A 25092-nucleotide genomic window follows, 5' to 3' on the forward strand; every position below is an offset into this window, starting at 1 on the left:
GCGAAGATGGAGATAACCGTGACGTCGAAAGAAGCTTACCTGCCTTTTCGCGAATACCAGACATGGTACCGAGTTACTGGGTCGCTGGAGACGGACAGGCTTCCTCTCGTCGTCGCCCATGGTGGCCCCGGCTGCACCCATGACTACGTCGATGCCTTCAAGGATATCACCGCACTTGATGGCCGACCTGTCATCCATTACGACCAGCTCGGCAACGGCAACTCAACTCGCCTGCCGGGAAATGGGCCGGATTTCTGGACGGTTTCGCTATTCCTGGACGAGCTCGACGCACTGCTGAAACATCTAGGCATTCTGGAACGCTATGCCTTCCTCGGCCAGTCCTGGGGCGGCATGCTCGGCGCCGAACATGCGGTCAGGCAACCGAAGGGCCTGAAGGCACTGGTGATCGCCAATTCGCCGGCCAACATGCACACCTGGGTTTCGGAAGCCAACCGTCTGCGGCTGGAATTGCCTCAGGAGATACAGGACACCCTGCTCAGGCATGAGCTGGCGCAAACGTTGACCGATCCGGAATATGTCTCAGCCTCCCGCGTCTTCTATGACCGCCACGTCTGCCGTGTCGTCCCATGGCCGGCGGAGGTGGCGCGCACCTTTGCCATCATGGACGAGGACAACACCGTCTACCGCAACATGAACGGTCCGACCGAATTCCATGTCATCGGAACAATGAAGGACTGGATGATCGAAGATCGTCTGAGCCACATTGAGGCGCCGACCCTGCTGATCTCGGGCAAATACGACGAGGCAACGCCTGCTGTGGTCAAGCCCTATGTCGATCGGGTGCCGCGGTGCGAATGGGTACTCTTCGAAAACTCCAGCCACATGCCGCATGTGGAAGAAAAGGAGCTCTGCCTCAAAACCGTTTCAGACTTTCTTTCCAGGCACGATTAAAGCCCTTCCGGCCAAATCGTGCCCGCGGTATCGATGTTCCGACGACGCTAAATATGCCAGTCGGTCGCGGCCGTCGTGTGTTGAGCTGCAGTGGTGGCCGCCACTTGATCGAGCGAATAGGCATGGATGTAGTCGATCTTGAGGTCTGAACCGTGATCAAGGCCGTTCGTCGGCGTTCCGGCGACCCCTCCGACCGCCAGATCCACCAGCATATACATCGGCTTGTGCATGTCGGCCGGGGTGTTGGCGTGCGCCACGGCGACGTCGTCGAAGTACCACACGATCTGGTCCTTGTCCCATAGAACGCCGTAATTGTGAAACCCGTCCGTGCTCGCGACCTTTACCGGGGTCGACTGCATCGTGTGCGTCCCCGTCGCGTTCGAATGGGCGGTGACGTTGACGGTATTCGGATCCTGACCGCGCATCTCGACGACGTCGAGTTCCGGAGGCCACGAGCCGTCCTGCGGGAGAAGCCAGAAGGCGGGCCAGACGCCCTGATCATTGGGCATGTCGGCGCGGATTTCGAAATAGCCATACGTCTGAGCAAAGGACGAATGCGTGGTCAGTATGCCTGATGTATAGTTGAAACCGTCGATCAGGGATTTGATCGCCGCCGGCGTTGGCTCCGCGGATATCGTCAGGACACCATTTGCAACGGAAAAGGGATTGACCGCGTGTGTCGGCCCGTAGGACGGATTGATATACCATTGTAGTTCGCCATTATTCGGCAAGGTGCTGCCTCTATCAGGCGCCCACGGAAACTTCGCATCCCACGTGCCGGTAGTCCCATTTCGAAGGGAAAGACTATTGAAGTCGTCTGAAAAGGTTTGCGTCAGGGCCGAGCGATCGAGACTGAGGGCAAACTGATTTGCATGCAGATCCGCGACGGTCTTGTTTGCAAACACGAGGCTCTCTCCGCCTCCAAGGTCAAGCCTGAGATTGGCACCTTCCTGTGTCGTGTGCTGCATGAGCTGATCGAAAGAGGTCAATCCGTATTTGTTGAGACGGACGACATCGTCACTTCCGAAATCCGTGATAAGGTCGCTGCCATTCCCCCGTGTGAAGATGAAGGTATCGGCGCCACCGCCGCCAATCAGCACGTCGTTTCCAGCGCCGCCATCGATCGTCTGGCTGCCGGAGCCCCCCGTTATGATGTTGTCGGCGGAATTTCCGAAAGCGAAGCTGCCATTGCCCGTTACGGTCAGGTTCTCAAAATTGTCGGGAAGGGTGTAGCTCATCCACGTATTGATCGTGTCGACGCCCTGGCCCGGCGCTTCCGAGGCATGATTGATAGCCGAGTAAAGATAGTAGATGTCGTCGCCGGTGCCGCCGCTCATCGTCACATTGACGGAACTGTCGCCCCACATGGAATCGTTGCCTGCCGTGCCGTAGAGCAGAGGGCCGGAACCGGTTGCCGAAAAGAATCCCGTCGAACTTCCGCTGTATGGGAGAACGCGCCCCAAGGCATTGGTGATCGTATTGGTCATTGAAACACCTATCGGTTTGAAATGCTCTCCCGATCAGAAGGCTACCACCGCCTCGGCTTTGGCAGAACGACAAACAGCCTTGGCCAGACGCTCAGGGCCGCCGATCCCCTCAAAACCGGCAACAGGTTTAACGTTTGGCCGCGGCGCAAAACATAGTGAAGTCGATATGTATCATTGTGAGTCGACCTGTGGAGAAACGGGATTCGCGCGGCAGGTCACTCTTCTTTGAAGGCACGCGCCACCTGATCGGTGAAGGGCTTTGTCAAATAGGCAAGCGCGGTACGATCGCCGGTCTGAATGAACGCCTCTACCGGCATGCCGGCCACAGGCGCGAGATTGCCAAGCCTCAGCCACTCTTCATCGGGAACCTTGACGCGCAGGCTATAGTAACTCTGGCCGGTCCGCTGATCCGTCGTCAGATCGGCCGACACGCCTGTGACAATGCCGTTCAGCTCAGGCGTGTCGCGTTGATTGAAGGCGGAGAAGCGAAGGACAACGCTCTGGCCGCTCCTCACCTGGTCGATGTCCTGGGGAGACAGTTTGACTTCCGGTGTCAGTGCGTCCTGGCTCGGGACAATCTGCATGATCGCTTCGCCCGGAGTAATAACTGCGCCCGGGGCATGCACCGCAAGTTGATGAACGATGCCAGCCTGGGGAGCGCGAATGTCGATGTGCTTCAACTCGTCCTGAGCCGCAATCAGCCGCTCCGAATATTCACCGGCTTCACCTTGAGCCTGACGAAGCTGATCCGAGACTTCGGTTCGCTGGTCGTCATCGACCTGGATGATCTGCAACTCGGTCTCGGCGATCTTGCCTTTGGTTTCCGCCGTCGATGCGACCAGATTGCCGAGCTGCCCGGTGAGATCAGCAGCGTCACGCTGGAGCGAATAAACCCGTGTTGCCGGAATAATCCGCTGCTGCAGCAGCGGCTGCAGGTCGGCAAGTTCCTTACCGATGATCTCGATTGCCGATCGCTTGCCATCCTGCTGCGCGTTCAGTCCATCAGCCTCCTGTGCGAGCTGGTGAATTCGCTCCATGAGCTGCGCTTTCTTTCCGATCTTCGAGGCGCGCCGGTCATTGAACAGTCGCGTTTCGCCGTCAATCATTGCAGCGATTTCGGGCGCCCCACTTGCTGCCGCCAACTCGGTCGGAAAGGCGATCCCGTCCTTTCCATCGCGCTCGGCCGTCAATCTCGATGATCTGGCGGCCAGTTGGCTTAGCCGCTTTGAGATAATGCCAAGATTGGCAAGCGTTTGGGTATCGTCGAGGTGGACGAGGATCTGGCTAGCGGCCACACGATCGCCGTTCTTGACGAAGATCTCCCCGACCGTTCCGCCCTTTAGATGCTGAACAGGCTTTACGTAGCTGTCGACGACAAGCGTGCCGGAGGCGATTGCGGCGCCAGAGAGATGTGTCGTTGCCGCCAGGCCGCCCAGCACGCCCACAAGCAGAAACACCGCGGCAAGGGCGGTAAGCGTCAGCCGGGCAATAGCCTTCTCGGCCAAAGGAGCAGAATATCCTGTCATTCCGCGGCCTCCTCTCCAGCAACCATCAGCCGTATCGGTGTAGGCGCCGGCGTCTGTGTCGCCTTTTTCAGGACTTCGTCTTTCGGTCCAAATGACAGCTGCTGGCCATTTGCCAATACCAGGACCTTGTCGACGGCGATGAGCGCACTCGGCCGATGAGCGATGACGATTGCCACGCCGCCGCGGGCACGAACGCCGAAGATCGCTTTCGTCAGTGCCCCCTCGCCCTCCGCGTCGAGGTTGGAATTGGGTTCGTCCAGAACGACAAGAAACGGATCGCCGTAAAGGGCGCGCGCCAGTGCGACGCGCTGTCGTTGACCGGCTGACAAGGCAGAGCCATGGTCGCCGATCTTCGTATCGAAACCATCGGGAAACTGCACGATCAGGTCGTAGACGCCGGCAGCTTTTGCCGCCGCGATGATCTTCCCTGACGGCGCGTCGCGCTCGAACCTGGCGATGTTTTCGGCAATCGAACCGTCGAACAGAGATACATCCTGTGGGAGATAGCCGATGTGCCTACCGAGTTCCCTGCGGTCCCACTGGGCAATCGAGGCACGGTCCAGCCGTACGGTGCCGGCATAGGGTTGCCACAAGCCGACAATGCCGCGCGCCAGCGATGACTTTCCAGATGCGCTCGGTCCGATGATGCCGACCGCTTCGCCTGCCAGAACGTTGAAGGAAACGCCGCGAACGATAGACGCCTTCAGACCTGGCGGGGACAGATAGAGGCCTTCGACCCTCAACGTCTCGCAAGGAGCCGGAAGGTCGACTTCCCGAACATCCTCCGGCATCTGCTGCATCAGCTTGGTGAGGCGTGACCAACTGGCCCGCGCCGCGGCAAAGCCCTTCCATTGACCGATCGCCAATTCGACGGGGGCAAGCGCTCTGCTGACCAGTATCGAACTTGCGATCATGATGCCACCGGTGGCTTCCTGGCGAATGACGAGAACGGCGCCGACGGCGAGGACACCGGATTGCAGCATCATTCTGACGATCTTGGAGGTCGTCGCCAGAGTGCTTGTGACATTGGACGAATGTAGATGATTAGCCAGATAGCGCCGGTTGATGTCTGTCCACCGCTCGCCGATGGAATGGCCAAAGCCCATCGACAGCACCACTTCCGAATTCCTGTGGGTCGCTTCCGCAAGTGTATTTCGTTCGTTGGCTATCTTTGCCGCCTCGGCCGCCGGCTGCCTCGATTTGCTTTCAGCCAGTGCCGTCAGACCGATCAGTATGATCGCACCTGCAAGCGCCGTCGCCCCGATCCAGACATGGAATAGAAAACACAGGCCGAGATAGAAAGGCATCCACGGAATATCGAACAGCGCCGTCGGGCCTGGTCCTGAAAGAAATCCGCGGACACTGTCGAGGTCGCGCACCGACTGCAACCCATCGCCAGATATCTGCATGCGGGACGGCAGCTGAATGAGAGACCGATAGACCGTCTCTCCGAATTGTTCGTCGACGGCCGCTCCGACACGCACCAATAGCATCGATCGGATCAGTTCCAGGACGCCCTGGAATGCAAAAAGCGTTGCGGCGATAATGCCGAGCCCGACGAGCGTCGGCAGGCTTCGGCCGGGGATGACCCGATCGTAAACCTGCAGCATGAAGAAGGACCCCGTCAGCGCCAGAACGTTGACAACCGCGCTTGTGACGCCGACACCGAGGAACGCTTTCCTCAGCGAGAACAGGACCGCGACAAGAAAGGCCTGCGGTGGTGTTACCTTTGATTGAGACACAAACGCCCTCGCTGTTAGGCCGCCGCCGTGAAGCGCGGTTCTGTATGTCCAAGACGGTTCGCGATAGAATGCGGCCTGCTTCGCGGTGCTCGTAGCCAGCGTGGCTTAGTATTGCGCTTGAGAGGCTGCCTGTCGATTTTCGAGACATTAACAACAGGCCTAAAAGTTTATCGATCTAGACCAAATGCTTGCAGAAACAAGGTGTTAGCTCATTCAAAAGAATTCAAAAAAATATATATGTTGCTGCGCGCCGCTCGTGCTTCAATCCATCATTTCGAACGCGGTCGCGAAGAAATTCTCATCGCCAAAATTCCCCGATTTCAGTGCCAGAAGCATATCGCCGTGCACGCTGCCGATTGTTCGCAACACCGGCACGCCGGGTGCGATCTCGGGGCCGATCAGGAATGCCGGAATGGCAAGCCTGTCCACAACGGCGCCGGAGGTCTCCCCACCGGCCACAACCAGCCGCCTTACACCTCTTGTCACCAATTCTGCGGCGATGACCGAGGTCGCGGTTTCGATCGCATGGCCCGATGCGTCACGCCCATGCCGCGACTGCAGCCGACACACTTCCTCCGGTGAAGCGCTTGCCGCGATGATAGCCGGGCCGAGCGAAATACGGTCTCCCGCCCAAGAAATCGCCGCCGCAACCTCGTCCGACCCGACAAGCAGCTTTTCGGGGTCGAGCCTCAAGACGGGCATCGACCGTGCGGCGACATCCAGCTGACGCAGCGTCGCTCTGGAGCAACTACCGGCAACGGCAGCGGCCATGCCGCCGACGGGGCGAATGGCATCCGCCGTGGTTTCGGACCTGGACGGCACCTGACCGGAGCGCGTGAGCGCACGGGCAAGACCGAGGCCAAGGCCCGATGCGCCGGTCGACACCGGCGTTTTGAGTGCGACCTCGCCCAATGTCTCGAGATCACCCTCGAAGATCGCATCGGCGATCGCCATGCCAATTCCCTGTGCCAGCAGGGCATCGAGCCGTGCTCTCACGGCTTCCTGGCCTGCCGATACCGCCGCCAGATCGACGAGCCCGACGGTGCGGCGCGACTGCCGCGCCAAGACCCGCACGAGATTGGCATCGTGCATTGGATTGAGCGGGTGATCCTTGAGCGGGCTCTCGTTGAGCAGTTGCCCGCCGACAAAGAGGTGGCCCTGAAAGACGGTGCGGCCCGTTGCCGGGAAGGCTGGGGTGACCAGCACCACATTGCTGCCCGCAGTATTGGCCAGCGCTTCCGTGACCGGGCCGATATTGCCCTCATCCGTGGAATCGAATGTCGAGCAGATCTTGTAAAGCACATGATTTGCGCCACGCTGCCGCAGCCACCTATCGGCCTCAGTTGCCGCGGCAACCGCAGCCGCTGCAGCAACGGAGCGGATCTTCAAGGAGACGACGACAGCATCCACTTCGAGCAGCGCCAGACCGGCATCGGGAATGCCGACCGTCTGCACCGTACGCAGGCCGTTTTTTGTCAGCGTGTTGGCGAGATCGGAGGCGCCGGTGTAGTCGTCGGCGATCGATCCGAGCAAGATTGCCATCGTCTAGCTCCGTGCAAAGGGTCTGAACCAGTCAAGACCTTCCAATGTGTTGCCCCGGGGCACGTATTCGCAGCCGATGAAGCCTTCATAGCCGAGCCGGTCGATTTTGGCGAATAGATAGGGAAAGTTCAGTTCTTCCCCGTCCGGCTCATGGCGCGAGGGAACGCTGGCGATCTGGATGTGCCCGGTTATCGGCAGCAGGCGGCGCAGCGCCATGGCGACATCGCCATGCAGGATCTGGCGGTGATAGATGTCAAACTGCAGCTTCAGGTTCGCCAAGCCAAGTTCCGCAATGATCTGCTCGGCCATTCCGAAATCATTGAGAAAATATCCGGGCATGTTTCGCCCGTTGATCGGCTCGAGCAACAGGTCGATGCCTTTTTCGGCAAGCCGCTCGGCTGCGTAGACCACGGAATGCCTGTACCGAGATGCCGCGGCTTCATCGTGAGGATCGGCAAGGCCGGCCATCAAATGCAGCCGCTTGGCGCCGGTCGCCTCGGCATAGTCCAGCGCCTCTTCCACACCTGACCGCAGCGCATCGAACCGTCCCGGAAGGGCAGCGATGCCGCGCTCGCCCGCAGCCCAGTCGCCCGGCGGCAGATTGAACAAGGCCTGCCGCAGATTGTTGCGGGTGAGCCGCTCGGCGAGCGCTGTCGGCGTGGCGTCATAGGGAAAGAGATACTCGACGGCGCCAAAGCCGGCATCGGCCGCGGCATCAAAACGGTCGAGGAACGACCACTCATTGAACATCATCGTCAAGTTGGCGGCAAAAATCGGCATTTCAGTTCTCCTCTATCGGCTCTGCCGTTCGCCAATCAATCCCGGTAGCTCGGCGCCTGAAAGCTGGGCGTAGAGCCGCGCGAGTGAGGAATCGTCATCGCGCCCCATGCCGGCTCCGCTGGCAGCCAGATACATTTGCAAGGCGGCTGCCGTGAGCGGTACCGGATAGCGCTCGGAGCGAGCCATATCCTGAACGATGCCAAGGTCCTTCACGAAAATCTCGATTGCGCTGAGCGGGGCATAGTCTCCAGCCAGCACGTGCGGCATTCGGTTTTCGAACATCCACGAATTGCCGGCCGACGCGGTGATCACCTCATACACCCTTGCCAGATCGAGGCCCTGCTTGGCGGCGAAGGTCATGGCCTCGCAGGCGGCTGCAATATGCACACCGGCGAGCAGTTGGTTGATCATCTTGAAAGCTGCGCCCGTTCCGGCTGCGTCGCCGAGTTCGTACAACTTGGCGGCCATGGCATCGAGGGCCGGGCGGGCTGTGTCGAAAGCCCGAGCGGATCCTGATGCCATGATCGTCAGTTCGCCGCTTGCAGCCTTGGATGCGCCGCCCGAAATCGGCGCGTCGAGATAATGCAAGTCGAGCGCTGCTACCCGTTGCGACAAAGCACGTGCAACCGAAGGATCCATGGTCGCTGACGAGATGAACACCGCGCCGGTCTTCATAGCGCTCGCCACACCGTCGGCGCCGAACAGGACCGCCTCGGTCTGTGCGCCGTTGACCACCACGCAAACAACCACGTCAGCATTTTCCGCCGCTCCCGCCGGCGTGGCAGCGCCGCGTCCGCCATCGGCGACGAAGCGATCCACCGCCGCGGAAGCGACATCAAATCCCACGACGTCAAGACCCGCGCGTTTCATTGAACGAGCCATCCCGAGCCCCATGGAGCCAAGGCCGATGACGGCCGCTACAATGCCACGGCGCGGGTTTTCGACAATCTCGGACATCACCTGTTCTCCAACCTGACAGCAGAAAGGCCGACACCCCTCCGGGGAAGTGGGCTCAAATGGCAGCGCTGCCATTATCTCTAACCCATCAGAACAGCACTGCCAACATGAAATTGGCAGCGCTGCCAAAAATATCTTGCTTATTGGAGCGAGCGATGAAAAATTGAGGACTTGGCGGTAGAATCATCCCATGATTAGTCTCGACCGACATCGCGATTGCCGGAAGCAGGGCCTAAGAATAAAATGGAACTCAGACATCAGGTCGCGGTGACGCTTGCCGAAGTTGCTGAAGCGGCCGGTGTCGGCGAGAGTACGGTTTCACGCGTGCTGCGCAGTCACGGCTCGTTTTCTGACAAGACCAGGGAGCGCGTCATGGCGGCAGTCGAGCGGCTGGGCTATGTGCCCAACCGCATCGCGGGAACGCTCGCCTCCGCCGGATCGCGTCTTGTCGCCTTTGTCATCCCTTCGCTTTCCAATATCGTTTTCCCCGACGTGCTTAGAGGTGCAAGCGCCGTTCTCGAGGAAAATCGGCACCAGGCGGTTTTTGCCGTCACTGACTATGATCCGCAAAAAGAGGAGGCACTCGTCGCCTCGATGCTTGCCTGGCGACCGGCGGCGGTAGTGCTGGCCGGATGTGAACACACCGAGGGCACGGCCAAGATGCTGCGCGCCAGCGGCTGCCGGATTGTCGAGCTGCTCGATCTCGATGGTGAGGCGCTGGATATCGCGGTCGGCTTCTCCAACCGTGCAGCCGGGCACGCCAGCGCGGAATTCCTGCTCACGCGCGGCTATCGTCGGATCGGCTATGTCGGGCACGACCTGATCCGCGACACCCGCGCCGGCAAGCGGTTCAAAAGCTTCTGCGAAACGCTCGGCATGCATGACGTTCCTCTCGTCGACCGTGAGATTGTTGCCGGGGCATCGTCGGTGGAAAACGGGCAGGTAGGGCTGGAGCAGCTGCTTGCAAGAACTCCGGCTCTCGATGCGGTTTACTTTTCCAACGACGACATGGCGTTGGGTGGCTATTTTCATTGCCTGGCGCGCGGCATTCACATCCCTTCGAGGCTGGCGCTCTTTGGCTATAACGGCCTCGATATCGGCCGCGTGACCCCGCAGCCGCTCTCGACCGTCCGCACGCCGCGCGTGGCGACGGGTCGCGTGGCGGCGCAACTCATCGTGGAGAACGCGCCGTCCCAGATCGTCGATCTGGGATTTGAACTGATCGAGGGCGCAACCGCCTGACACCGGAGAAATTGCAATGTCCGACACGCGTCTGCGAGAAGAAATCTGCCGATACGGTCGATCCCTGTTCGAGCGGGGCCTGACGCCAGGATCGTCGGGGAACATCTCCTTGCGACTGGATGACGGCGGTTGGCTGGTGACGCCGACGAACGCATCCCTCGGATTCCTCGACCCGGCTCGCATCTCCAGGCTCGATTCGGCAGGGCGATTACTGTCAGGCGATAAACCCACCAAGGAAATTCCGCTTCACTCTGCCCTTTATGAAACACGCTCAAATGCGCGCGCCATCGTTCACCTTCATTCCACGCACGCGGTCGCGCTCACCATGCTGCCGGAGATCGATCCGCGCGCGGCGCTTCCCCCCATGACACCCTATTATCTCATGCGCGCTGGACAGACCGCGCTTGTGCCCTACTACCGGCCCGGCGATCCGGCCGTGGCCGACGCCATCCGGGGTCTGGCAGGCAAATATTCGTCCGTGCTGCTGGCCAATCATGGACCGGTAGTCGCCGGCGACACCCTTGAAGCGGCGGTTTTTGCGACAGAAGAACTGGAAGAGACGGCGAAGCTCTATCTGCTTTTGCGAAACCTCAATCCCCGGCACCTCACGCCGGCCCAGGTTGACGACCTTGTCAAAGCGTTCGGCCTCGAACTGCCCCTTCACGGCGAGCACGACGATACCCACGATCATAGCTGAGCTTCGATCCCGAGGTAGGTAGCTGGCGGGTCAGCTGTCATTCAGCCCTTGCTGCCGAAGAATGCTGCACAAAGTCGATGAAAGCGCGCAACGCCGGTGGCATTTGCCGTTTGCTGGGATAGTACAGGTGGAAGCCCGGAAAGGCGGGCGTCCAGTCCTGGAGGAGATGCACCAGCTACTTCGCCGCAATCAGTTCGCCGACCTGATGATCGAAAAGATAGCCTATGCCAACGCCGTCGAGCACTGCGCGCACGGCCACCGCGGGCTCCGTGACGATCAGAGGCCCATCGACCGCTGTCTCCAGCTTTTCGCCGCCGCGCTCAAATTCCCAATGATAGAGACTGCCGTCCGTCGGCAGCGGAAATTGACGCAGCGATGGCGCTGAAGGTCTCGCGGATTATCCGGAATACCGAAGCTTTCGACATAGGCCGGAGAAGCCACGACCATCATGCGCAACTCGCAACGAGCTTCACCGACGCCGGTCGACGAGATTCTGCGGGCGCTGGACGATCTCGTACGGGCTGGAAAGATCCTCTACGCAGGCATATCCGACACTCCGGCCTGGCAGGTCGCGCGCATGCAGGCGATCGCCGATCTGCGCGGCTGGTCGCCTTTGATCGCATTACAGGTCGAGTATAGCCTGATCGAGCGAACGGTCGAACGCGACCTCGTCCCGATGGCCAGCGAGATGGGGCTCGGCGTCATCCCGTGGTCGCCACTTGGCATGGGTGTCCTGACAGGCAAATACAGCAAGGCCGACCTCGATATCGGCAGCGGGACGGCGCAAACCGTGGGAACGCGCAAAAACATAGCCGCCGGCAACGGTTCCCTCAGTGAACGAGGTCTCGCCATTGCCGATGTGGTCAAAGAAATCGCGGCGGAGCTCGGAAAAACGCCGGCACAGGTGGCCATTGCCTGGACGCTACTCAATCCCGCCGTGACGTCTCCGATTGTCGGTGCGAAAACCGTTGCGCAGCTTGAGGACAATCTCGGCGCGCTGGATGTCGTCTTGGCGGATACGCAACGGACGCGGTTGAACGATGCGAGCGCGATCGTACTCGGCTTCCCGCACGACTTCCTCGCATTGCCGCTGACGAGGGAGGTCATGTTCGGCGGGATGACGATCGCAGCAAGACTTTGAAATAGGAGCTTTGAGCCTGCCGAACGTGGTCAGTGCCAGACAACAAAAAAGGGCCACCAAGACTGGTGGCCCTGAAGTTTTGGAGGTTGTTGCCTCCAGAGGGGAACAGCTGAAGCGGAGGTACCGGGAGGAGAATGGCCGCCGCGCAATCAACTGAATCAACCATACATCCTAAAGCGCGAGTTTTCTATCCATTGACAACCAATATTTCGACAATCCGGGGTCGATTATCCCAAGGATTGCGCCGACGCCGCAATGGGCTGCGCTCCGCAACGACGAATGCGGTATCCGATCCATTTGCCAGCGCCTGATAGCTATGCCGGCACCGGCACTGGTGACGAACGCGTGCTAACGAGGAGAAAGCCCAGTGCCGCCAACTCGCAGACTGCGCCGACGAGGCCGAGCATCGCCAGTGAGGTCAATTGCACCGTGGCCGCACCGAGCGCGGCTCCGATCGCCGCGCCGAGATAGATCGCCGAGGAATTGAGTGAAAGGGTGACCGGGGCGAGATGAGGGTCGATCGATAAAAGCCTGACCTGTTGCACAGCCGGCAGGGACCAGCCGAACAGCGCCCAAAGTGTAATCGCACAAACGACGCCGGCGAAGGCCCAGGACGCCGGAGCGAAGTCCGCCAGGAATGTCAGTGCCGTGAAGGCAATCACCATCATCACCGTTGCCAGAATGAGAAAGCGCCGCTTGTCCCAACGATCGGCAACATGGCCGCCAACTGTGTTGCCGACTGCCGCGGCAAGTCCGAACACGAAGAGCGTAACAGCGACGCCCTGCGGCGAAATTCCGAATACCGTTTCCAGGTATGCGCCGAAATAGGTGTTGACCGCGAAAGCCCCGATCAGGACGAGCACCGTCAGCATCAGGACGGCCAGCACATCAGGCCGTCGGGCCACAGCCAGACGCCTTTTGAGGCTGATGGCAGGAGGACTGGGCGAGCGCGGCAGCTTCGCGACAATGCCGATCAACGCCAAAGCGCCGAGAGCGGCAACGCCGATAAAGGTCGCGCGCCAGTCAAGCCGGGCTGCGATCAAGGTACCCATCGGCACACCAAGGACGAGCGCGATCGTCATGCCGCTGTAGATGAAGGAAAGGGCGCGGCCGCGACGTTCAGGCGCGATGGTCATAGACGCATAGCCGGCGGATGCCGGCATAAAAGTACCCGCCGAAAGCGCCAGTAGTACACGCGCAAAGGCGAGCGCAGCATAGCCCGGCGCGAATGCGGCAAGCAGATTGGACAGGGTAAAAGCGGTCATCGCGCCGATCAGAAGCGCTCGACGTGGCACATTGGCGGTGGCAACGGCAATCAGCGGCGAACCAATCGCGTAGGCGAAGGCGAAAATGGTGACAAGTTGGCCAGCCGCCGCAACGGACACACCGAGATCATGGGCCATGCCGGGCAGGATGCCGGAGATCATGAAACCTTCGGTGCCTATGGCGAAGGCACCCAAAGCCAGCCAGATCAAATTTCGGTACATCGAGAGTCCATTCCTAAAGTTCAACAACTATTGAAGTTATGAACCTTCGCACTTCGACTTGTCAAGTAGTTCAACGACTATTGAATTTTTGCCCGAATAGCGCTAGCTAATCCTCATGGCAAAGGAAATCCATCATCCCACCACTGAACAGATCGACCTGTCGGCCGTGCTCGACGCAATGAGCGACCCGACACGGCGCGATATCGTGCTGCGCCTTGTGGAGGTCGGCGAAGAGAATTGTTCCGGTTTTTCCGAGTTCGGCTCCAAAACAAACCTGACCTATCATTATGCGCGATTGCGCGAGGCCGGCATTACCTCGACCCGCATCGAGGGAACCCAGCGGCTGATTTCGCTGCGGCTCAATGACCTCGAGATGCGCTTTCCCGGTCTGATGACGGCTATTCTTGCAGCCGCTCCCCGCAGCAAGACCTGACGCTCTGAGCTGCAAATCTGCTAGGACGCCACCGGGTCATCAGAAGCCGGCATGAGGGCGGCGCAGGATTCGCGGACGACGAGCTTCGGCGCAAAGACGGTGCGCGTGCCGGTGGGCGGCGTTTTCCGAGCGATTTCATCCAGCAGAGCCGCAATCGACATCTGCGCCATTTCGAGGACAGGTGCAGCGACGACGGTCGGTGGCGGGTTCATGATGTTGGCGAAATCGAAATCGTCAATGCCGATGACGGAGACGTCTCCGGGCACGTTCAATCGCAATTCCCTGAGCGCATTGAGGACGCCGAGCATCATCATGTTCGACAGCGCGAAAATCGCAGTCGGCGGATCGGGTTGCCGCATTCTCCTCAAGGTGTTGTCATGAGCAAGGACCTGATCGAAGCGGCCGGACAGCAACAGGTCGTTGTCGACAGTTAGTCCATAAGCGGCATGGGCCTGCAGATAGCCCTGCAGCCGATCCTCGCCGGTGACGATATTGTCGCGGCCGACTGTCACTGCGATGCGCCTATGACCGAGACCGATCAGGTGTTCAGTGGCGATGCGCCCGGCAGCGATATTGTCGAGCTTGATGACGTCATAGGGGAGCCCCTCAACAAAGCTGTCGAGCAGGATCGTCGGCACGTGAATCTGGCCGATGATGCGGGCGCCGTGCTCGGCGTCGGAGCGCGTCGGAATGATGATCAGCCCTTCGACGCGCTGCATCCGCATCATCGTGAGTATCTGTCGCTCGCGATCATGATCCTCACTGGTTGAATAGACCGCGGCCATGTAGCCGGCATTGAGGCAGGCGGATTCGACCACCTTGGCGACCTTGGCAAAATGCGGATTGGTGATGTCAGGCAGGATGAGCCCGATCAACCGCGACTGACCCATCCTCAGGCTGCGCGCGCCCCCGTGCGGCACGTAACCGATATCGCGCACGGCAGCCTCGACTTTGGCGATCACCTCTTCGCTGACCGGCGCAGAACGGTTGATCGCGGCCGAGGCCGTCGATATCGCAACACCCGCCAGTTTCGCCACGTCCTTGATGGTGGCCATGCCGCCTCCGCTGCCCTTTTTCCGCGACCCTCTTGCCAAGAGGGGATCTGGATGCTGTTATACGAAACGTTTCGACTAAGCAAATTCAGTATTGGAGAGCCGGGGGAGGATCCGGCGCTTTAATATCCAGTTCGAAAAAACGAAACGTTTCGATCAAAGGTTTGTTGAACGGTAACGCGCTGTAGGAGGCGCATTGGGGAGGACGACATGCATAATATTTCGCGGCGCTCACTGCTCGCTTCGTCTGCGGCTCTGGTACTGGGCGCAGGGATCAGCCGAGCCTTTGCGCAGTCGACGGCAAGTGGCACGCTGAAGGTGCAGGGGTTCGGCGCCGATGCCGAACTCGCCGCCATGACAAATGCCATTGCCCGCTTCAACAAGAAGTACCCGAACGTCAAGGTCGACCTGTCCGTCGACCCGATCTCGACCGGTTGGGGCGACTACGTGACCAAGGTCTTCAGCCAGTTCAACTCCGGCCAGCAGGCCGATATCTACGGCACCGCGATCGAGACGTTCCAGAGCTTCTCGTCTCGAGGCCTATTCCTGCCGCTCAACGATTTCGTTGCGGCCAATCCTGACTTTTCAGACTTTGCACCCAGCCTCTTCAAACAGTCGAGCTACAAAGGGAACATCAACTATATCCCTATCGGCTGGAACAACATCATGATCAACTATAACAGGGATCTGTTCGACAAGGCCGGCGTCGCCTATCCGAAGGATGGCAAATGGACCTGGGATCAGTTCCGTGACGTTGCCAAGAAGCTGACGGTCAAGGATGGCTCGGGCAATGTCACCCAGTTCGGCTACGAGGTGCCGAACCAGAACTTCTTCATCCAGCCCTGGTTCTTCTCCAATGGCACAGGCGCGCTCAACGACGACTGGACGGCGTCCAACATGCTCGATCCGAAGGTCTCCGAGAGCCTGCAGTTCCTCTACGATCTCATCCATGTCGACGGTGTCTCGCCCATTCCCGGCAAGGATACGATGGACAACCAGTTCCTTGCCGGTCAGGTCGCGATGATCAGCCGCGGCCACTGGATCGTCCAGAACGCCAAGAACAACAAGCTCAACATGGACGTCGCCATTCCGCCGAGCAAGGCCACCGATACGACGGTGATCGGTTTCGGCGGCTATGCGGTATCGAAGACGACCACCCAGCCCGATCTCGCCAAGGCGCTCATCCTCGAACTCACCAGCGAGGAAACGCAAAAGGAGGAGGGCGAAAAAGGCGGCGGCGTACCGGGCCGCAAGGCGGCGGCGGATACGCCTGCATTCCTCAGCTTCCCACCAAGCGCTGCCCTCTATTACCAGACCCTGCCGAATACGAAGGCCGTGCCCTCTCCGGCAAATTTCCAGGAAGTCGAGAAGATCTTCATCCGCTACTACACCGCGATGATGGCGGGCGAGGTTTCCATCGCCGACGGCGTGAAGCAGGCCGACGCCGAACTCAATGCATCGTTCGAGCGGTTGAAGAAGCGAATGGGCGGGTAACCGGAGTTAAGCTTACCACGGTGAGAAAGGGGGCAGACGCCGACGAGGCGTCGCCCACTCCCGCGCGCCGAGTGCGCCGCTTCAATCACTTGTCCTTGACCCCTTGAGCATGTTTGATGAACGCCACGATTGAAAGACATCGCCCCTCCGAACTCAGTCGCGCCCAGGCACGCAGCGGCTATCTTTTCGTGCTGCCGGCGGCAGTGCTGTATCTGACATTCGTGATTGCGCCGGTGATCATTACGACGGTGCTGGCCTTTTCTTATTACGACCCCATGCTCGGCTCGAGCTGGGTCGGCCTCGACAATCTCGCGCGGTTCTTCACAGATCGGCGATCCCTGCAGATACTCTGGAACACGTTGCGCTTTGCGCTCTTCGCCGTGAGTTTCAACGTCTCCATCGGCCTCATCCTGGCGCTCGCCTTAAATCGGGCGATGCCGGGATGGCTGCTCTATTTCTTCCGGCTTGCGTTCTTCTTGCCCGTCATCATCGCCGCCGCCTTCGTGTCCATCGTCTGGGGTTATTTCTACGGTGACGACCTTGGCGTCATCAACTACTACCTCCGCCTCGTCGGGCTCTCGCCCGTACATTGGCTGACGGATTCGACGCATGCGATGACCTCGATCGTCATCATGGATGTCTGGAAGAACACCGGTTTCTTCATGATCATCTTCATCGCGGCCCTGCAGGGCGTGCCGAAGAATATTCTTGAAGCAGCGGCCATGGACGGCACGCCGGCTTGGCGAACATTTTTCCGGATCACCCTTCCCTACATCTCGCCGGTCGTCTTCTTCTGCATCGTCTATGCATCGATCGGGGCTCTGCAGGTGTTCGAATCGATCGTCATCCTGACCCAGGGCGGCCCCGGCGACAGCACGCGTTCGCTCTCCATCCTCATTGTAGAGGAAGGATTTGGCAGCTACCAGATCGGCTATGCCGCCTCGATTTCGGTTGTGATGACCGTTCTCATCCTCATGATCACCGCGGTCCAGCAAATCCTCTCCCGTCGATGGGTGCAGCAATGAGCGAGACCATGCAGACCCGCGCTGCCAAGCGCTGGATCGATTGGGCAATCATCGCCACCATGCTGGTTCTCGCCATCGGCATGCTGCTGCCGTTCCTCTGGCTGTTCTCGATGTCGTTCCGGCCGGTGTCGGATGCCTACAAGCTGCCGCCGAGCTTTCTGCCGCCGAGCCTGAATTTCAGCAACTATCGCGAAGTATTGAACTCCCGGGTGCCGTTTCTGCACATCTATTTCAACTCGGTCATGATCGCCGTGATCGTGACAATCGGCCAGCTCATAACCTGCACATTTGCCGCCTTCGCTTTCGCCCGGCTCAATTTCAAAGGTCGCGACGCGCTGTTTTTCATTCTCCTGATCGGGTTGATGTTTCCAGCGCAGGTGACGATCCTGCCGATCTATCTCGGCTACGCCCGCCTCGGCCTGCTCGATCGACCGATCGGATTGGCGCTCATGTATCTGACCTCCAGCTTCGGCGTGTTTCTCGTACGGCAATTCATGCTCAGCCAGCCGAAGGCGCTTGAAGAGGCGGCGCTGATGGATGGCGCCGGTTATCTCAAGATCTTCTGGCGGATTTCCCTGCCGCAATTGCGGCCGGCACTGTCGGCGCTCGGCATCATCACCTTCACCCAGACCTGGAACTACTATTTCCAGGCGAAAGTGCTGCTCAGCTCCAATGAATCGCTGACCTTGCCGGTCGCGATGGATGTGCTGCGCGGCTACATGGGCGCCGGCAATCTCTCGGTCGTGATGGCGGCGATGAGCATGTCGATCCTGCCCGTCGTGCTCCTCTTTCTCCTCGCCCAGAAATTCGTGATCGAAGGCATCACGATGAGCGGCATCAAAAACTAGCACTCAGGGACATTGATCTTCATGTGGCATGACCTCGCTTCGATCGATCCGCACTTCGCCTACAAAGGCGAACGCAGCCGCTACATCGCCTTTCCGCTCGGCGGGATAGGTTCCGGCGGGCTCTCCATCTCCGGCAGCGGGCGGCTGATCGACTGGTCGATCCGCAACCGGCCGGCGCTTCAGGGCTATAATGGTTACTCGCACTTCGCAATCAAGGCCGAAAAGGGCGACAAGCTCGTCGATGCCCGCGTCCTGAATGGTCCTTACGACCTCAATCCATCCGGTGCGCCGGGCAAGCGCCAGATGTTCGATGGTTTCGGCCACGGCGCCAATCGCCAGACCATGGTCGGGGTTCCACATTTTCGCGAGGTCGAATTCTACGGCCGCTTCCCTACTGCCGACCTTGTCTTCAACGACGATCGTTTCCCGGGTCTCGTTCGACAGACGGCGATGAGCCCCTTTATCCCCCACAACGATCGCGACTCGTCGATGCCGGTTGCCATGTTCGCGTTCGAAATCGTCAACGACACGGCCGACGAATTGACGTACACGCTCGCCTGCACGCTTGGAAACTATGGTTCTAACAGCGGCACCCATCGTTTCAGCCAGGAAAACGGCATCAGCCGCCTGTACCTGACATCCTCGGATGAAGACCTGCCGTCGACGCAACGTGGCAGCCTCACCGTCGCAACGGATGCGGCAGACGTCGATCACACCGACCATCATTATCGCGGCCAATGGTTTGACGACCTCGCAGTCTACTGGAAGGAATTCGCGCGCCCGGGCCACCTTCCAAAGCGGCATTACGACCAGCCGCGCGCCTCGAGACATATGAGCCTGCAGCCGGAACACGGCACCTTGGGCGCTCGGTTCACCGTGCCCGCCGGCAGCAGGAAAACAGTGCGTTTCGTGATCTCGTGGAACTTCCCGGAAGGCGACATCTATTGGGCCTACCGCAACAAACCCGATGGCGTCATCCCGGACCGGCCGACGCCGAGCTGGAAGAATTACTATGCCACCCAATGGGTGGATTCGACCGATAGCGCGACCGAAGCCCTCCGGCGGTGGGACGACCTCACGGCCGCCACCCTCGCCTTCCGCGACGGTCTGTTCGACACCACCCTGCCCGCCGAAGTCATCGATGCGGCAAGCTCGACCCTGGCGCTTCTGCGCACCGCAACTTGCATCCGGCTTGAAAACGGCGAGCTCTGGGGATGGGAAGGCCAGCACACCAACGATGGTTCCTGCGAGGGCTCCTGCACCCATGTCTGGAACTACCAGCAGGCGCTGTCCCATCTTTTCCCGGCGATCGAGCGGACGCTGCGCGAGACCGAATTCGCCTACAATCAACTCCCGACGGGTGGCCTGACCTTTCGCCAAAAGCTGCCGCTCGGATCGGGTTTCGACATTATCGGCCCGTGCGCCGATGGGCATTTCGGCGCGATCATCAAGACCTATCGCGATTGGAAAATGTCGGGCGATACGGACTGGCTGCGACGCTATTGGCCGAATGTCAAACGCGCCATGGAATACGCCTGGTCGCCGGAGAATCCTGACCGTTGGGACCCCGGCGAAACCGGTATACTTTCCGGACGCCAGCATCACACGCTCGACATGGAGCTCTTCGGTCCGAATTCCTGGCTGGGCTCGATGTATGTCGCAGCGCTTCTCGCAACGACCGAGATGGCCGCAGTCATGGGAGATGAGGCATTGGCCGAAAAGGCGGGACGCCTCGGTGCGGCTGGTGCGGATTATATCAACTCCGAACTTTTCAATGGCCGCTGGTTCATTCAAAAGCTCGATCTCTCCGACAAGGGTGTCCTCACTCCGTTTGACGTTGGCCGCGCCGCAGGCGTCCTTGCCGACGGGTTCATGGAGACCTATTGGTCCGAGGAATTCTCCGAACTGAAGTATCAGATGGGCGAGGGCTGCATATCCGACCAGATCCTCGGACAGTGGCATGCCGAGGTCGCGGGAATCGGCGGATTCCTCGATGCCGCCAAGATCCGGACCGCGCTGAAATCGGTCCACACCAACAACTTCCGCCCCACACTGGAAGATCATTTCAATCCGTGCCGCAACTATGCGTACGAGGATGAGGCGGGCCTGTTGATCGCCACCTATCCCGAGGGCATCCGGCAGCCGATGGTCGCAGCGCCCTATGCCGAAGAGGTCTGGACCGGCATCGAATATATGTCGGCTTCCCATCTCATCATGCACGGCCTCGTCGAGGAGGGCATCGATATCGTTCGGGGCGTTCGCCATCGCCACGATGGCACCCGCCGCAATCCCTGGAACGATATCGAGTGCGGCTCCTATTATGCGCGCTCGATGTCGGCCTGGCAGCTCGTCAATGCCTTCTCGGGGCTCAGTGCCGATTTCGTCTCCGGCGTCCTTGCCTTCTCGCCGAAGATTGCCGGGGACTATTCGTTGTTCTGGTCAGCAGGCAAGGGTTTCGGAAAGTTGACAAGGCAGAATGGACAAGTGACCCTGACGGTTCTTGGAGGGACGCTCGATGTCGCCGAGATCCTCATCGACGGAAGGGTTCACCGCATTTCGGAACGCGGACCGCTCAAAGCCGGCTGCACAGTGGAAATTGGGGCTGTAGCGTAATGGCTGGGATTGAACTCAAGTCGGTTCGCAAGGCCTTCCAGAGCTTTGAAGTCATTCACGGTATCGACCTCAAGATTGCCGACGGCTCGTTTACGGTTTTCGTCGGCCCATCCGGTTGCGGAAAATCGACGTTGCTGCGGATGATGGCCGGCCTCGAGGAGGTAACCTCAGGCGAGATACAGATCGACGGTATCCGATGCGATCATCTCCTGCCATCGGCCCGCGGCATGGCCATGGTGTTCCAGAGCTACGCGCTTTATCCGCATATGACGGTCGAGCAAAATCTGAGGTTCGGCCTGGAAAATCAGAAGCTGAGCAAACTCGAAATCGCCGCGCGGGTCGCCAAGGCGGCGGGAATTCTGCAGATCGGACATCTTCTTGCCCGGCGGCCAAGCCAGTTGTCCGGCGGCCAGAGCCAACGCGTTGCCATTGGCCGGGCAATCGTCAAGGAGCCGAAGGCCTTTCTTTTCGACGAACCGCTCAGCAATCTGGATGCCGAGTTGCGCGTGAAGATGCGCGGCGAGCTGAGCAGCCTTCATAAGCGGCTTGGATCGACGATGGTCTACGTGACCCACGACCAGGTCGAGGCGATGACGATGGCCGACCAGATCGTGGTTCTGAACGAGGGGCGTGTTGTCCAGGTGGGCTCTCCCGTCGAGCTCTATGCTCGTCCGGCCAATCTCTTCGTCGCCCGTTTTCTTGGCGCTCCTCCCATGAACATTCTCAAGGGCACGCTCGGCCGGAAAGGGAACCAGACGAGCGTCGGTCTTAGCGACGGCGTCGACATCCCCTTGAGTGGCCGCGATATCGGTCTTCCGCACGGTGCGCCTATTACTCTTGGTGTCCGCCCCGAACACATCGAGATTCGCGACGGCCTTTTCGACGTTGCGGTGAACAGCACCGAGATTTTAGGCTCGGAAACCATCATCCACGCCGAAACGAAAGCGGGCGATCCCTTCACGATCGCCCAGCGTGGCATCAGCGCGGCAAAGCCGGGCGACCTGATCCCCGTCAACCTACCGGAACCCTTTGTCCATCTGTTTGACGCTACAGGCCTGACGGTCGGCGCCAGCAGTGATTGGCGAAGTGCCTATCTGAGCTAGCGCCTGCCCAACCCGATCAGAAGCCGAGGCGACGCAGATCTTCCGAACCGAAATACTGTCCCGTGCGGTTCTTGACGCTCGGTAGTTCGGCGACACGGGCACGCCAGGCTGTTAGCGCAGTTGCGTCTTCGGGAATAGCGAGACCCGCAGCGTCGGCGAAAGCGAGCCCGGCATAGACGGTGATGTCAGCCATCGAGAAGCTATCGCCCGCGACATAGGGGCGAGTTTTCAGAACCTCGTCGAAATATTTCATTCCCGCGAGGGCCTTCTGGCCCGACTTGTTGCCCCATTCCTGCCGGCCGATCCAATCAGGGCTTTTATGAACCTGCAGCTCCGCGCCGAGGCCCGGCGTGGCATAGTGGAAATAGATCCCGACGGCGTCTATTAACTCGGCTTCGGCGCGCCTTTGCATCATGTGGATCATACCCTTTTCGCGTGGCGTCTTTCCCGTAAGCGTCGGGTTTCCATCGAGATTGTCGAGATATTCGGTGATGGCGGTCGACTCGGAGAGGTATGTGCCGTCATCCAGCTGGAGAACCGGCAGAACACCCGAAGGGTTCTTGGCGAGAAAGTCTGGCTGTTTGTGTTCTGCGCCGATCAGGTCGACCGAGACGAACTCAACTTTGGTGTCCAGTCCCTTTTCGGCCAGAACGATGCGGATGCGGGCCGGGTTTGGGAATCCGGGGCGGTCAAAGATTTTCATGGGTTAGATCCTTCGTTTGTTTATCTATCGATTGATAGGCAAATTTATAAACCGCCTTTTCCTTTCCTCTGTCAAGTGCTACCTATCGATAGATAGACAAAAGGAGACATTCCATGTCAACGAATGACACGCGGGAAGCAATCATGGACGCGGCCCGTCTGATGGTGCAGGCCAATGGCTACAATGCTTTGAGCTTCCGCGAGGTGGCCAAGGCCGTCGGCGTCAAGAGCGCCAGCGTCCACTATCATTTTCCCACCAAGGGTGACCTTGGCGCCGCCCTTGCCCGTCGCTACACCGAGGAACTCACCGGCTATCTCGGCGGATTGCTGGCGTTACCAGATAGCGGCGAGAGGTGGGCGCAATACTACACCGACGTTTTCCGCTCGCCGCTCCTGAACGACAACCGCATGTGCATGGCCGGCATCATGGCCGCCGAACACAGTGATTTGCCTTCCGAGGTTCGCCTCGAGGTGAACCGTTTCATCGACGCGAATGTCGAATGGCTGGCGGCGGTGCTCTCCAAACGAGCGCCGAAAGCGGATGCGGCGCTGATCCAGCGACAGGCACTTGCCATATTCGCTGCCATCGAAGGCGCCCAGTTGATAGCGAGAGGCCGCGGTGACATCGCCGCCTTTGACCAATCGGTGGAAGCGTATCGCGTGGCCGGTCTCCTCCCCTGACGCCGTCAAACGCAACAGCCCGGTTTGTCTAGTGCGCGCCCGCACCTGTCCCTGCCTTGGGCTTCTGGGCAAAGAGCAGGGTGACGGCTGCGAGCGCTAGCAGGACCCCGATGACGGCGAAGGTGTCGCTGAAACCCATGATCAGCGCCTGCCGTTTGACGATGCGACCGAGTGCGATGACGGCCTGTTGGGCAGCAACGGCATGGTCGGAAACCCCGTGCGACATGAAGTAGCCGGTGATCTGGTCCAGACGCTGCCGCACCTCCTCGCGCGCAGGGGTGATCGACTGACCGATGATGTTCGAGTGGAACTGCTCGCGCTTGGTCAGAACCGTGCCAAGCGTCGCCGTACCCACGGCCCCGCCGAGGTTGCGCAGCATGTTGGTAAGTCCTGACGCGGCGGCGGCATCGGCAGCGGCAATACCCGCCGTCGTGATCGCCGTGATCGGCGTCAAAACAAGAGCCTGCCCGATTGCGCGGACAATGTTCGGTATCCAGAACTGGTCACCTGCACTGTCTCCCGAAAGCGTGATGTTCATGAAGCAGCTGATCGCAAAGATACTGATGCCGAGACAGCCGATATAGCGGGCGTCGAAGCGCTTCATCATCATTGGCACGAGCGGGATCAGGAGCAGTTGCGGCAGGCCGGTCCAGGCGAGAACATTGCCGATCTGTTCAGCATTGTAGCGCTGCACCTGGCCGAGATATTGCGGCAGGATATACACCGTCCCGAAGAGCGCGACGCCGACCAGCACATTGACCACGACGCCGATGCCGAAGTTGCGCTGCTTCAGCAGGCGCAGCTTTACCAGCGGCTTTTCCACGGCAAGCTCGATCCAAATGAAGGCGCTGAGAAAGACGAAGGCGACAAGGCTCAGTTTCAGAATAAACGGCGAGGAAAACCAGTCCTCCTTGTTTCCCTCTTCGAGCACGGTCTGGAACGCCGCCAGGCCGATCGCCATCGTGACGATGCCCGCCCAGTCCCCTTCCCTCAACAATCGCAGCTGCATCGGCGCCTTGTCGAGCGTTGCCGCAAGAGCAACGGCCATGATGGCGCTCGGAATGGCGTTGATGAAGAAAATGGTCTGCCAGCCGTAGTTCTCGGTCAGGTAGCCGCCGATTGTCGGGCCGATGGCAGGCGCGAAGGTGACCGAGAGCGCGAAGACGGCAAGGCCGATCGGCTGCTGCGGCTTTGGCAGCTTCGTCAGGACCATGGTGAAGGCCATGGGGATCAGCACGCCGCCGGCGAAACCCTGCAGGCCACGCATGACGATCATCGAGCCGAGATCATGGGTGAAGGCGCAGGCGATCGAGAACAAAGGAAACAGTATCGAATTCACGAGGATATAGCGGCGGAAAGAAAACACATTGCTGAAATAGGCGGTCAGCGGAATAACGATGATCTCGCCGATCAGATAGGACGTGGATATCCAGGCGCCGTTGTCGACGCCCGTCCCGATCCCGCCCTCGATATCGAGCAGCGAGGCATTGGTGATCTGGATGTTGAGAATAGCCATGAAGGCGCCGATCATCCCGGCGAGAACGGCGATCCATTCCCTGGTGCTGGCGCGCGGCGGCGAGACCGCAGTGCCGGTTGATGCGATAGTAGACATGACACGATCCTTCTGA

22 protein-coding genes are annotated in these 25092 nt (G+C 59.8%); 12 read left to right on the top strand and 10 right to left on the bottom strand.

Annotated elements, in window-relative coordinates; all coding sequences use genetic code 11:
- Positions 1-6: 6 nt before the first annotated feature.
- Positions 7-912: a proline iminopeptidase-family hydrolase gene (locus CPY51_RS08490; RefSeq protein ID WP_111159831.1), complete on the top strand. Its 906-nt coding sequence runs from the start codon at positions 7-9 to the stop codon at positions 910-912.
- A gap of 47 nt (positions 913-959) precedes the next feature.
- On the opposite strand, the gene eglC is transcribed toward CPY51_RS08490, so the two are convergent.
- From eglC to ltnD, 6 genes are all read right to left on the bottom strand, one after another.
- Complete coding sequence (eglC, locus tag CPY51_RS08495; RefSeq protein ID WP_111159832.1) at positions 960-2399, bottom strand: endo-1,3-1,4-beta-glycanase EglC; 1440 nt, start codon at positions 2397-2399, stop codon at positions 960-962.
- Between the two features lie 215 nt (positions 2400-2614).
- Positions 2615-3925: an HlyD family type I secretion periplasmic adaptor subunit gene (locus CPY51_RS08500; protein ID WP_111159833.1), complete on the bottom strand. Its 1311-nt coding sequence runs from the start codon at positions 3923-3925 to the stop codon at positions 2615-2617.
- Entirely contained in the window at positions 3922-5667 is a 1746-nt protein-coding gene (locus tag CPY51_RS08505) for a type I secretion system permease/ATPase (RefSeq protein WP_111159834.1), read from the bottom strand. The genes CPY51_RS08500 and CPY51_RS08505 overlap by 4 nt, the downstream gene beginning before the upstream one ends.
- A gap of 261 nt (positions 5668-5928) precedes the next feature.
- Positions 5929-7209 (bottom strand): 3-oxo-tetronate kinase, encoded by a 1281-nt coding sequence (gene otnK / locus CPY51_RS08510; protein ID WP_111159835.1) that lies wholly within the window; start codon positions 7207-7209, stop codon positions 5929-5931.
- A 3-nt stretch (positions 7210-7212) separates the two neighbouring features.
- Entirely contained in the window at positions 7213-7989 is a 777-nt protein-coding gene (otnI, locus tag CPY51_RS08515) for a 2-oxo-tetronate isomerase (RefSeq protein WP_111159836.1), read from the bottom strand.
- A gap of 12 nt (positions 7990-8001) precedes the next feature.
- Complete coding sequence (ltnD, locus tag CPY51_RS08520; protein WP_111159837.1) at positions 8002-8946, bottom strand: L-threonate dehydrogenase; 945 nt, start codon at positions 8944-8946, stop codon at positions 8002-8004.
- Positions 8947-9189: 243 nt separating this feature from the next.
- Between ltnD and CPY51_RS08525 the strand changes: the two genes are divergently transcribed.
- The 4 genes from CPY51_RS08525 (at position 9190) to CPY51_RS08540 (ending at position 12026) form a co-directional block, all read left to right on the top strand.
- Positions 9190-10188: a LacI family DNA-binding transcriptional regulator gene (locus tag CPY51_RS08525; protein WP_111159838.1), complete on the top strand. Its 999-nt coding sequence runs from the start codon at positions 9190-9192 to the stop codon at positions 10186-10188.
- A gap of 16 nt (positions 10189-10204) precedes the next feature.
- A complete protein-coding gene (gene otnC / locus CPY51_RS08530; RefSeq protein ID WP_111159839.1) occupies positions 10205-10885 on the top strand; it encodes a 3-oxo-tetronate 4-phosphate decarboxylase in 681 nt (226 codons plus the stop codon).
- A gap of 127 nt (positions 10886-11012) precedes the next feature.
- Positions 11013-11270: a hypothetical protein gene (locus tag CPY51_RS32790; protein ID WP_195909476.1), complete on the top strand. Its 258-nt coding sequence runs from the start codon at positions 11013-11015 to the stop codon at positions 11268-11270.
- A gap of 63 nt (positions 11271-11333) precedes the next feature.
- Positions 11334-12026, top strand: a complete 693-nt coding sequence (locus CPY51_RS08540) for an aldo/keto reductase (protein ID WP_244598540.1) — start codon at positions 11334-11336, stop codon at positions 12024-12026.
- 314 nt (positions 12027-12340) lie between these two features.
- Here CPY51_RS08540 and CPY51_RS08545 read toward each other — a convergent pair whose 3' ends face one another.
- Positions 12341-13513 (bottom strand): MFS transporter, encoded by a 1173-nt coding sequence (locus CPY51_RS08545; protein WP_111159840.1) that lies wholly within the window; start codon positions 13511-13513, stop codon positions 12341-12343.
- 115 nt (positions 13514-13628) lie between these two features.
- Between CPY51_RS08545 and CPY51_RS08550 the strand changes: the two genes are divergently transcribed.
- Positions 13629-13946 carry an ArsR/SmtB family transcription factor gene (locus CPY51_RS08550; protein WP_111159841.1) on the top strand — a complete coding sequence of 106 codons (318 nt, stop codon included), beginning with the start codon at positions 13629-13631 and terminating at the stop codon, positions 13944-13946.
- A gap of 20 nt (positions 13947-13966) precedes the next feature.
- On the opposite strand, the gene CPY51_RS08555 is transcribed toward CPY51_RS08550, so the two are convergent.
- Positions 13967-15001, bottom strand: coding sequence for a LacI family DNA-binding transcriptional regulator (locus tag CPY51_RS08555; protein WP_111159842.1), 1035 nt, complete (start codon positions 14999-15001; stop codon positions 13967-13969).
- Positions 15002-15208: 207 nt separating this feature from the next.
- Here CPY51_RS08555 and CPY51_RS08560 point away from each other — a divergent pair, with 207 nt between their 5' ends.
- The 5 genes from CPY51_RS08560 to CPY51_RS08580 all read left to right on the top strand — a co-directional run bounded on the left by CPY51_RS08560 (position 15209) and on the right by CPY51_RS08580 (position 22081).
- A complete protein-coding gene (locus CPY51_RS08560) occupies positions 15209-16492 on the top strand; it encodes an ABC transporter substrate-binding protein (protein ID WP_111159843.1) in 1284 nt (427 codons plus the stop codon).
- 116 nt (positions 16493-16608) lie between these two features.
- Positions 16609-17517 carry a carbohydrate ABC transporter permease gene (locus tag CPY51_RS08565; RefSeq protein WP_111159844.1) on the top strand — a complete coding sequence of 303 codons (909 nt, stop codon included), beginning with the start codon at positions 16609-16611 and terminating at the stop codon, positions 17515-17517.
- Positions 17514-18365 (top strand): carbohydrate ABC transporter permease, encoded by an 852-nt coding sequence (locus CPY51_RS08570; RefSeq protein WP_111159845.1) that lies wholly within the window; start codon positions 17514-17516, stop codon positions 18363-18365. Before CPY51_RS08565 ends, CPY51_RS08570 begins: the two co-directional genes overlap by 4 nt.
- Before the next feature lie 21 nt (positions 18366-18386).
- Positions 18387-20978, top strand: a complete 2592-nt coding sequence (locus CPY51_RS08575; protein WP_111159846.1) for a GH116 family glycosyl-hydrolase — start codon at positions 18387-18389, stop codon at positions 20976-20978.
- Positions 20978-22081 (top strand): ABC transporter ATP-binding protein, encoded by a 1104-nt coding sequence (locus CPY51_RS08580; RefSeq protein WP_111159847.1) that lies wholly within the window; start codon positions 20978-20980, stop codon positions 22079-22081. The genes CPY51_RS08575 and CPY51_RS08580 overlap by 1 nt, the downstream gene beginning before the upstream one ends.
- A gap of 16 nt (positions 22082-22097) precedes the next feature.
- Here CPY51_RS08580 and CPY51_RS08585 read toward each other — a convergent pair whose 3' ends face one another.
- Positions 22098-22784: a glutathione S-transferase family protein gene (locus CPY51_RS08585; RefSeq protein WP_111159848.1), complete on the bottom strand. Its 687-nt coding sequence runs from the start codon at positions 22782-22784 to the stop codon at positions 22098-22100.
- A gap of 113 nt (positions 22785-22897) precedes the next feature.
- Here CPY51_RS08585 and CPY51_RS08590 point away from each other — a divergent pair, with 113 nt between their 5' ends.
- Positions 22898-23464, top strand: a complete 567-nt coding sequence (locus tag CPY51_RS08590; protein ID WP_111159849.1) for a TetR/AcrR family transcriptional regulator — start codon at positions 22898-22900, stop codon at positions 23462-23464.
- Positions 23465-23492: 28 nt separating this feature from the next.
- On the opposite strand, the gene CPY51_RS08595 is transcribed toward CPY51_RS08590, so the two are convergent.
- Positions 23493-25076 carry a DHA2 family efflux MFS transporter permease subunit gene (locus CPY51_RS08595; RefSeq protein ID WP_111159850.1) on the bottom strand — a complete coding sequence of 528 codons (1584 nt, stop codon included), beginning with the start codon at positions 25074-25076 and terminating at the stop codon, positions 23493-23495.
- Positions 25077-25092: the final 16 nt, after the last annotated feature.

Source organism: Arminella tubonensis (assembly GCF_003240585.1).
GTDB classification, from domain to species: Bacteria; Pseudomonadota; Alphaproteobacteria; order Rhizobiales; family Rhizobiaceae; genus Rhizobium; species Rhizobium tubonense.

What these genes read in the sequence shown, in the direction of transcription:
- CPY51_RS08490 (WP_111159831.1), top strand. Translation starts at nt 7, where the DNA reads ATGGAGATAACCGTGACGTCGAAAGAAGCTTACCTGCCTTTTCGCGAA.
- eglC (WP_111159832.1), bottom strand. Translation starts at nt 2,399, where the DNA reads ATGACCAATACGATCACCAATGCCTTGGGGCGCGTTCTCCCATACAGC.
- CPY51_RS08500 (WP_111159833.1), bottom strand. Translation starts at nt 3,925, where the DNA reads ATGACAGGATATTCTGCTCCTTTGGCCGAGAAGGCTATTGCCCGGCTG.
- otnK (WP_111159835.1), bottom strand. Translation starts at nt 7,209, where the DNA reads ATGGCAATCTTGCTCGGATCGATCGCCGACGACTACACCGGCGCCTCC.
- otnI (WP_111159836.1), bottom strand. Translation starts at nt 7,989, where the DNA reads ATGCCGATTTTTGCCGCCAACTTGACGATGATGTTCAATGAGTGGTCG.
- ltnD (WP_111159837.1), bottom strand. Translation starts at nt 8,946, where the DNA reads ATGTCCGAGATTGTCGAAAACCCGCGCCGTGGCATTGTAGCGGCCGTC.
- CPY51_RS08525 (WP_111159838.1), top strand. Translation starts at nt 9,190, where the DNA reads ATGGAACTCAGACATCAGGTCGCGGTGACGCTTGCCGAAGTTGCTGAA.
- otnC (WP_111159839.1), top strand. Translation starts at nt 10,205, where the DNA reads ATGTCCGACACGCGTCTGCGAGAAGAAATCTGCCGATACGGTCGATCC.
- CPY51_RS08540 (WP_244598540.1), top strand. Translation starts at nt 11,334, where the DNA reads ATGCGCAACTCGCAACGAGCTTCACCGACGCCGGTCGACGAGATTCTG.
- CPY51_RS08545 (WP_111159840.1), bottom strand. Translation starts at nt 13,513, where the DNA reads ATGTACCGAAATTTGATCTGGCTGGCTTTGGGTGCCTTCGCCATAGGC.
- CPY51_RS08550 (WP_111159841.1), top strand. Translation starts at nt 13,629, where the DNA reads ATGGCAAAGGAAATCCATCATCCCACCACTGAACAGATCGACCTGTCG.
- CPY51_RS08555 (WP_111159842.1), bottom strand. Translation starts at nt 15,001, where the DNA reads ATGGCCACCATCAAGGACGTGGCGAAACTGGCGGGTGTTGCGATATCG.
- CPY51_RS08560 (WP_111159843.1), top strand. Translation starts at nt 15,209, where the DNA reads ATGCATAATATTTCGCGGCGCTCACTGCTCGCTTCGTCTGCGGCTCTG.
- CPY51_RS08565 (WP_111159844.1), top strand. Translation starts at nt 16,609, where the DNA reads ATGAACGCCACGATTGAAAGACATCGCCCCTCCGAACTCAGTCGCGCC.
- CPY51_RS08570 (WP_111159845.1), top strand. Translation starts at nt 17,514, where the DNA reads ATGAGCGAGACCATGCAGACCCGCGCTGCCAAGCGCTGGATCGATTGG.
- CPY51_RS08575 (WP_111159846.1), top strand. Translation starts at nt 18,387, where the DNA reads ATGTGGCATGACCTCGCTTCGATCGATCCGCACTTCGCCTACAAAGGC.
- CPY51_RS08580 (WP_111159847.1), top strand. Translation starts at nt 20,978, where the DNA reads ATGGCTGGGATTGAACTCAAGTCGGTTCGCAAGGCCTTCCAGAGCTTT.
- CPY51_RS08585 (WP_111159848.1), bottom strand. Translation starts at nt 22,784, where the DNA reads ATGAAAATCTTTGACCGCCCCGGATTCCCAAACCCGGCCCGCATCCGC.
- CPY51_RS08590 (WP_111159849.1), top strand. Translation starts at nt 22,898, where the DNA reads ATGTCAACGAATGACACGCGGGAAGCAATCATGGACGCGGCCCGTCTG.
- CPY51_RS08595 (WP_111159850.1), bottom strand. Translation starts at nt 25,076, where the DNA reads ATGTCTACTATCGCATCAACCGGCACTGCGGTCTCGCCGCCGCGCGCC.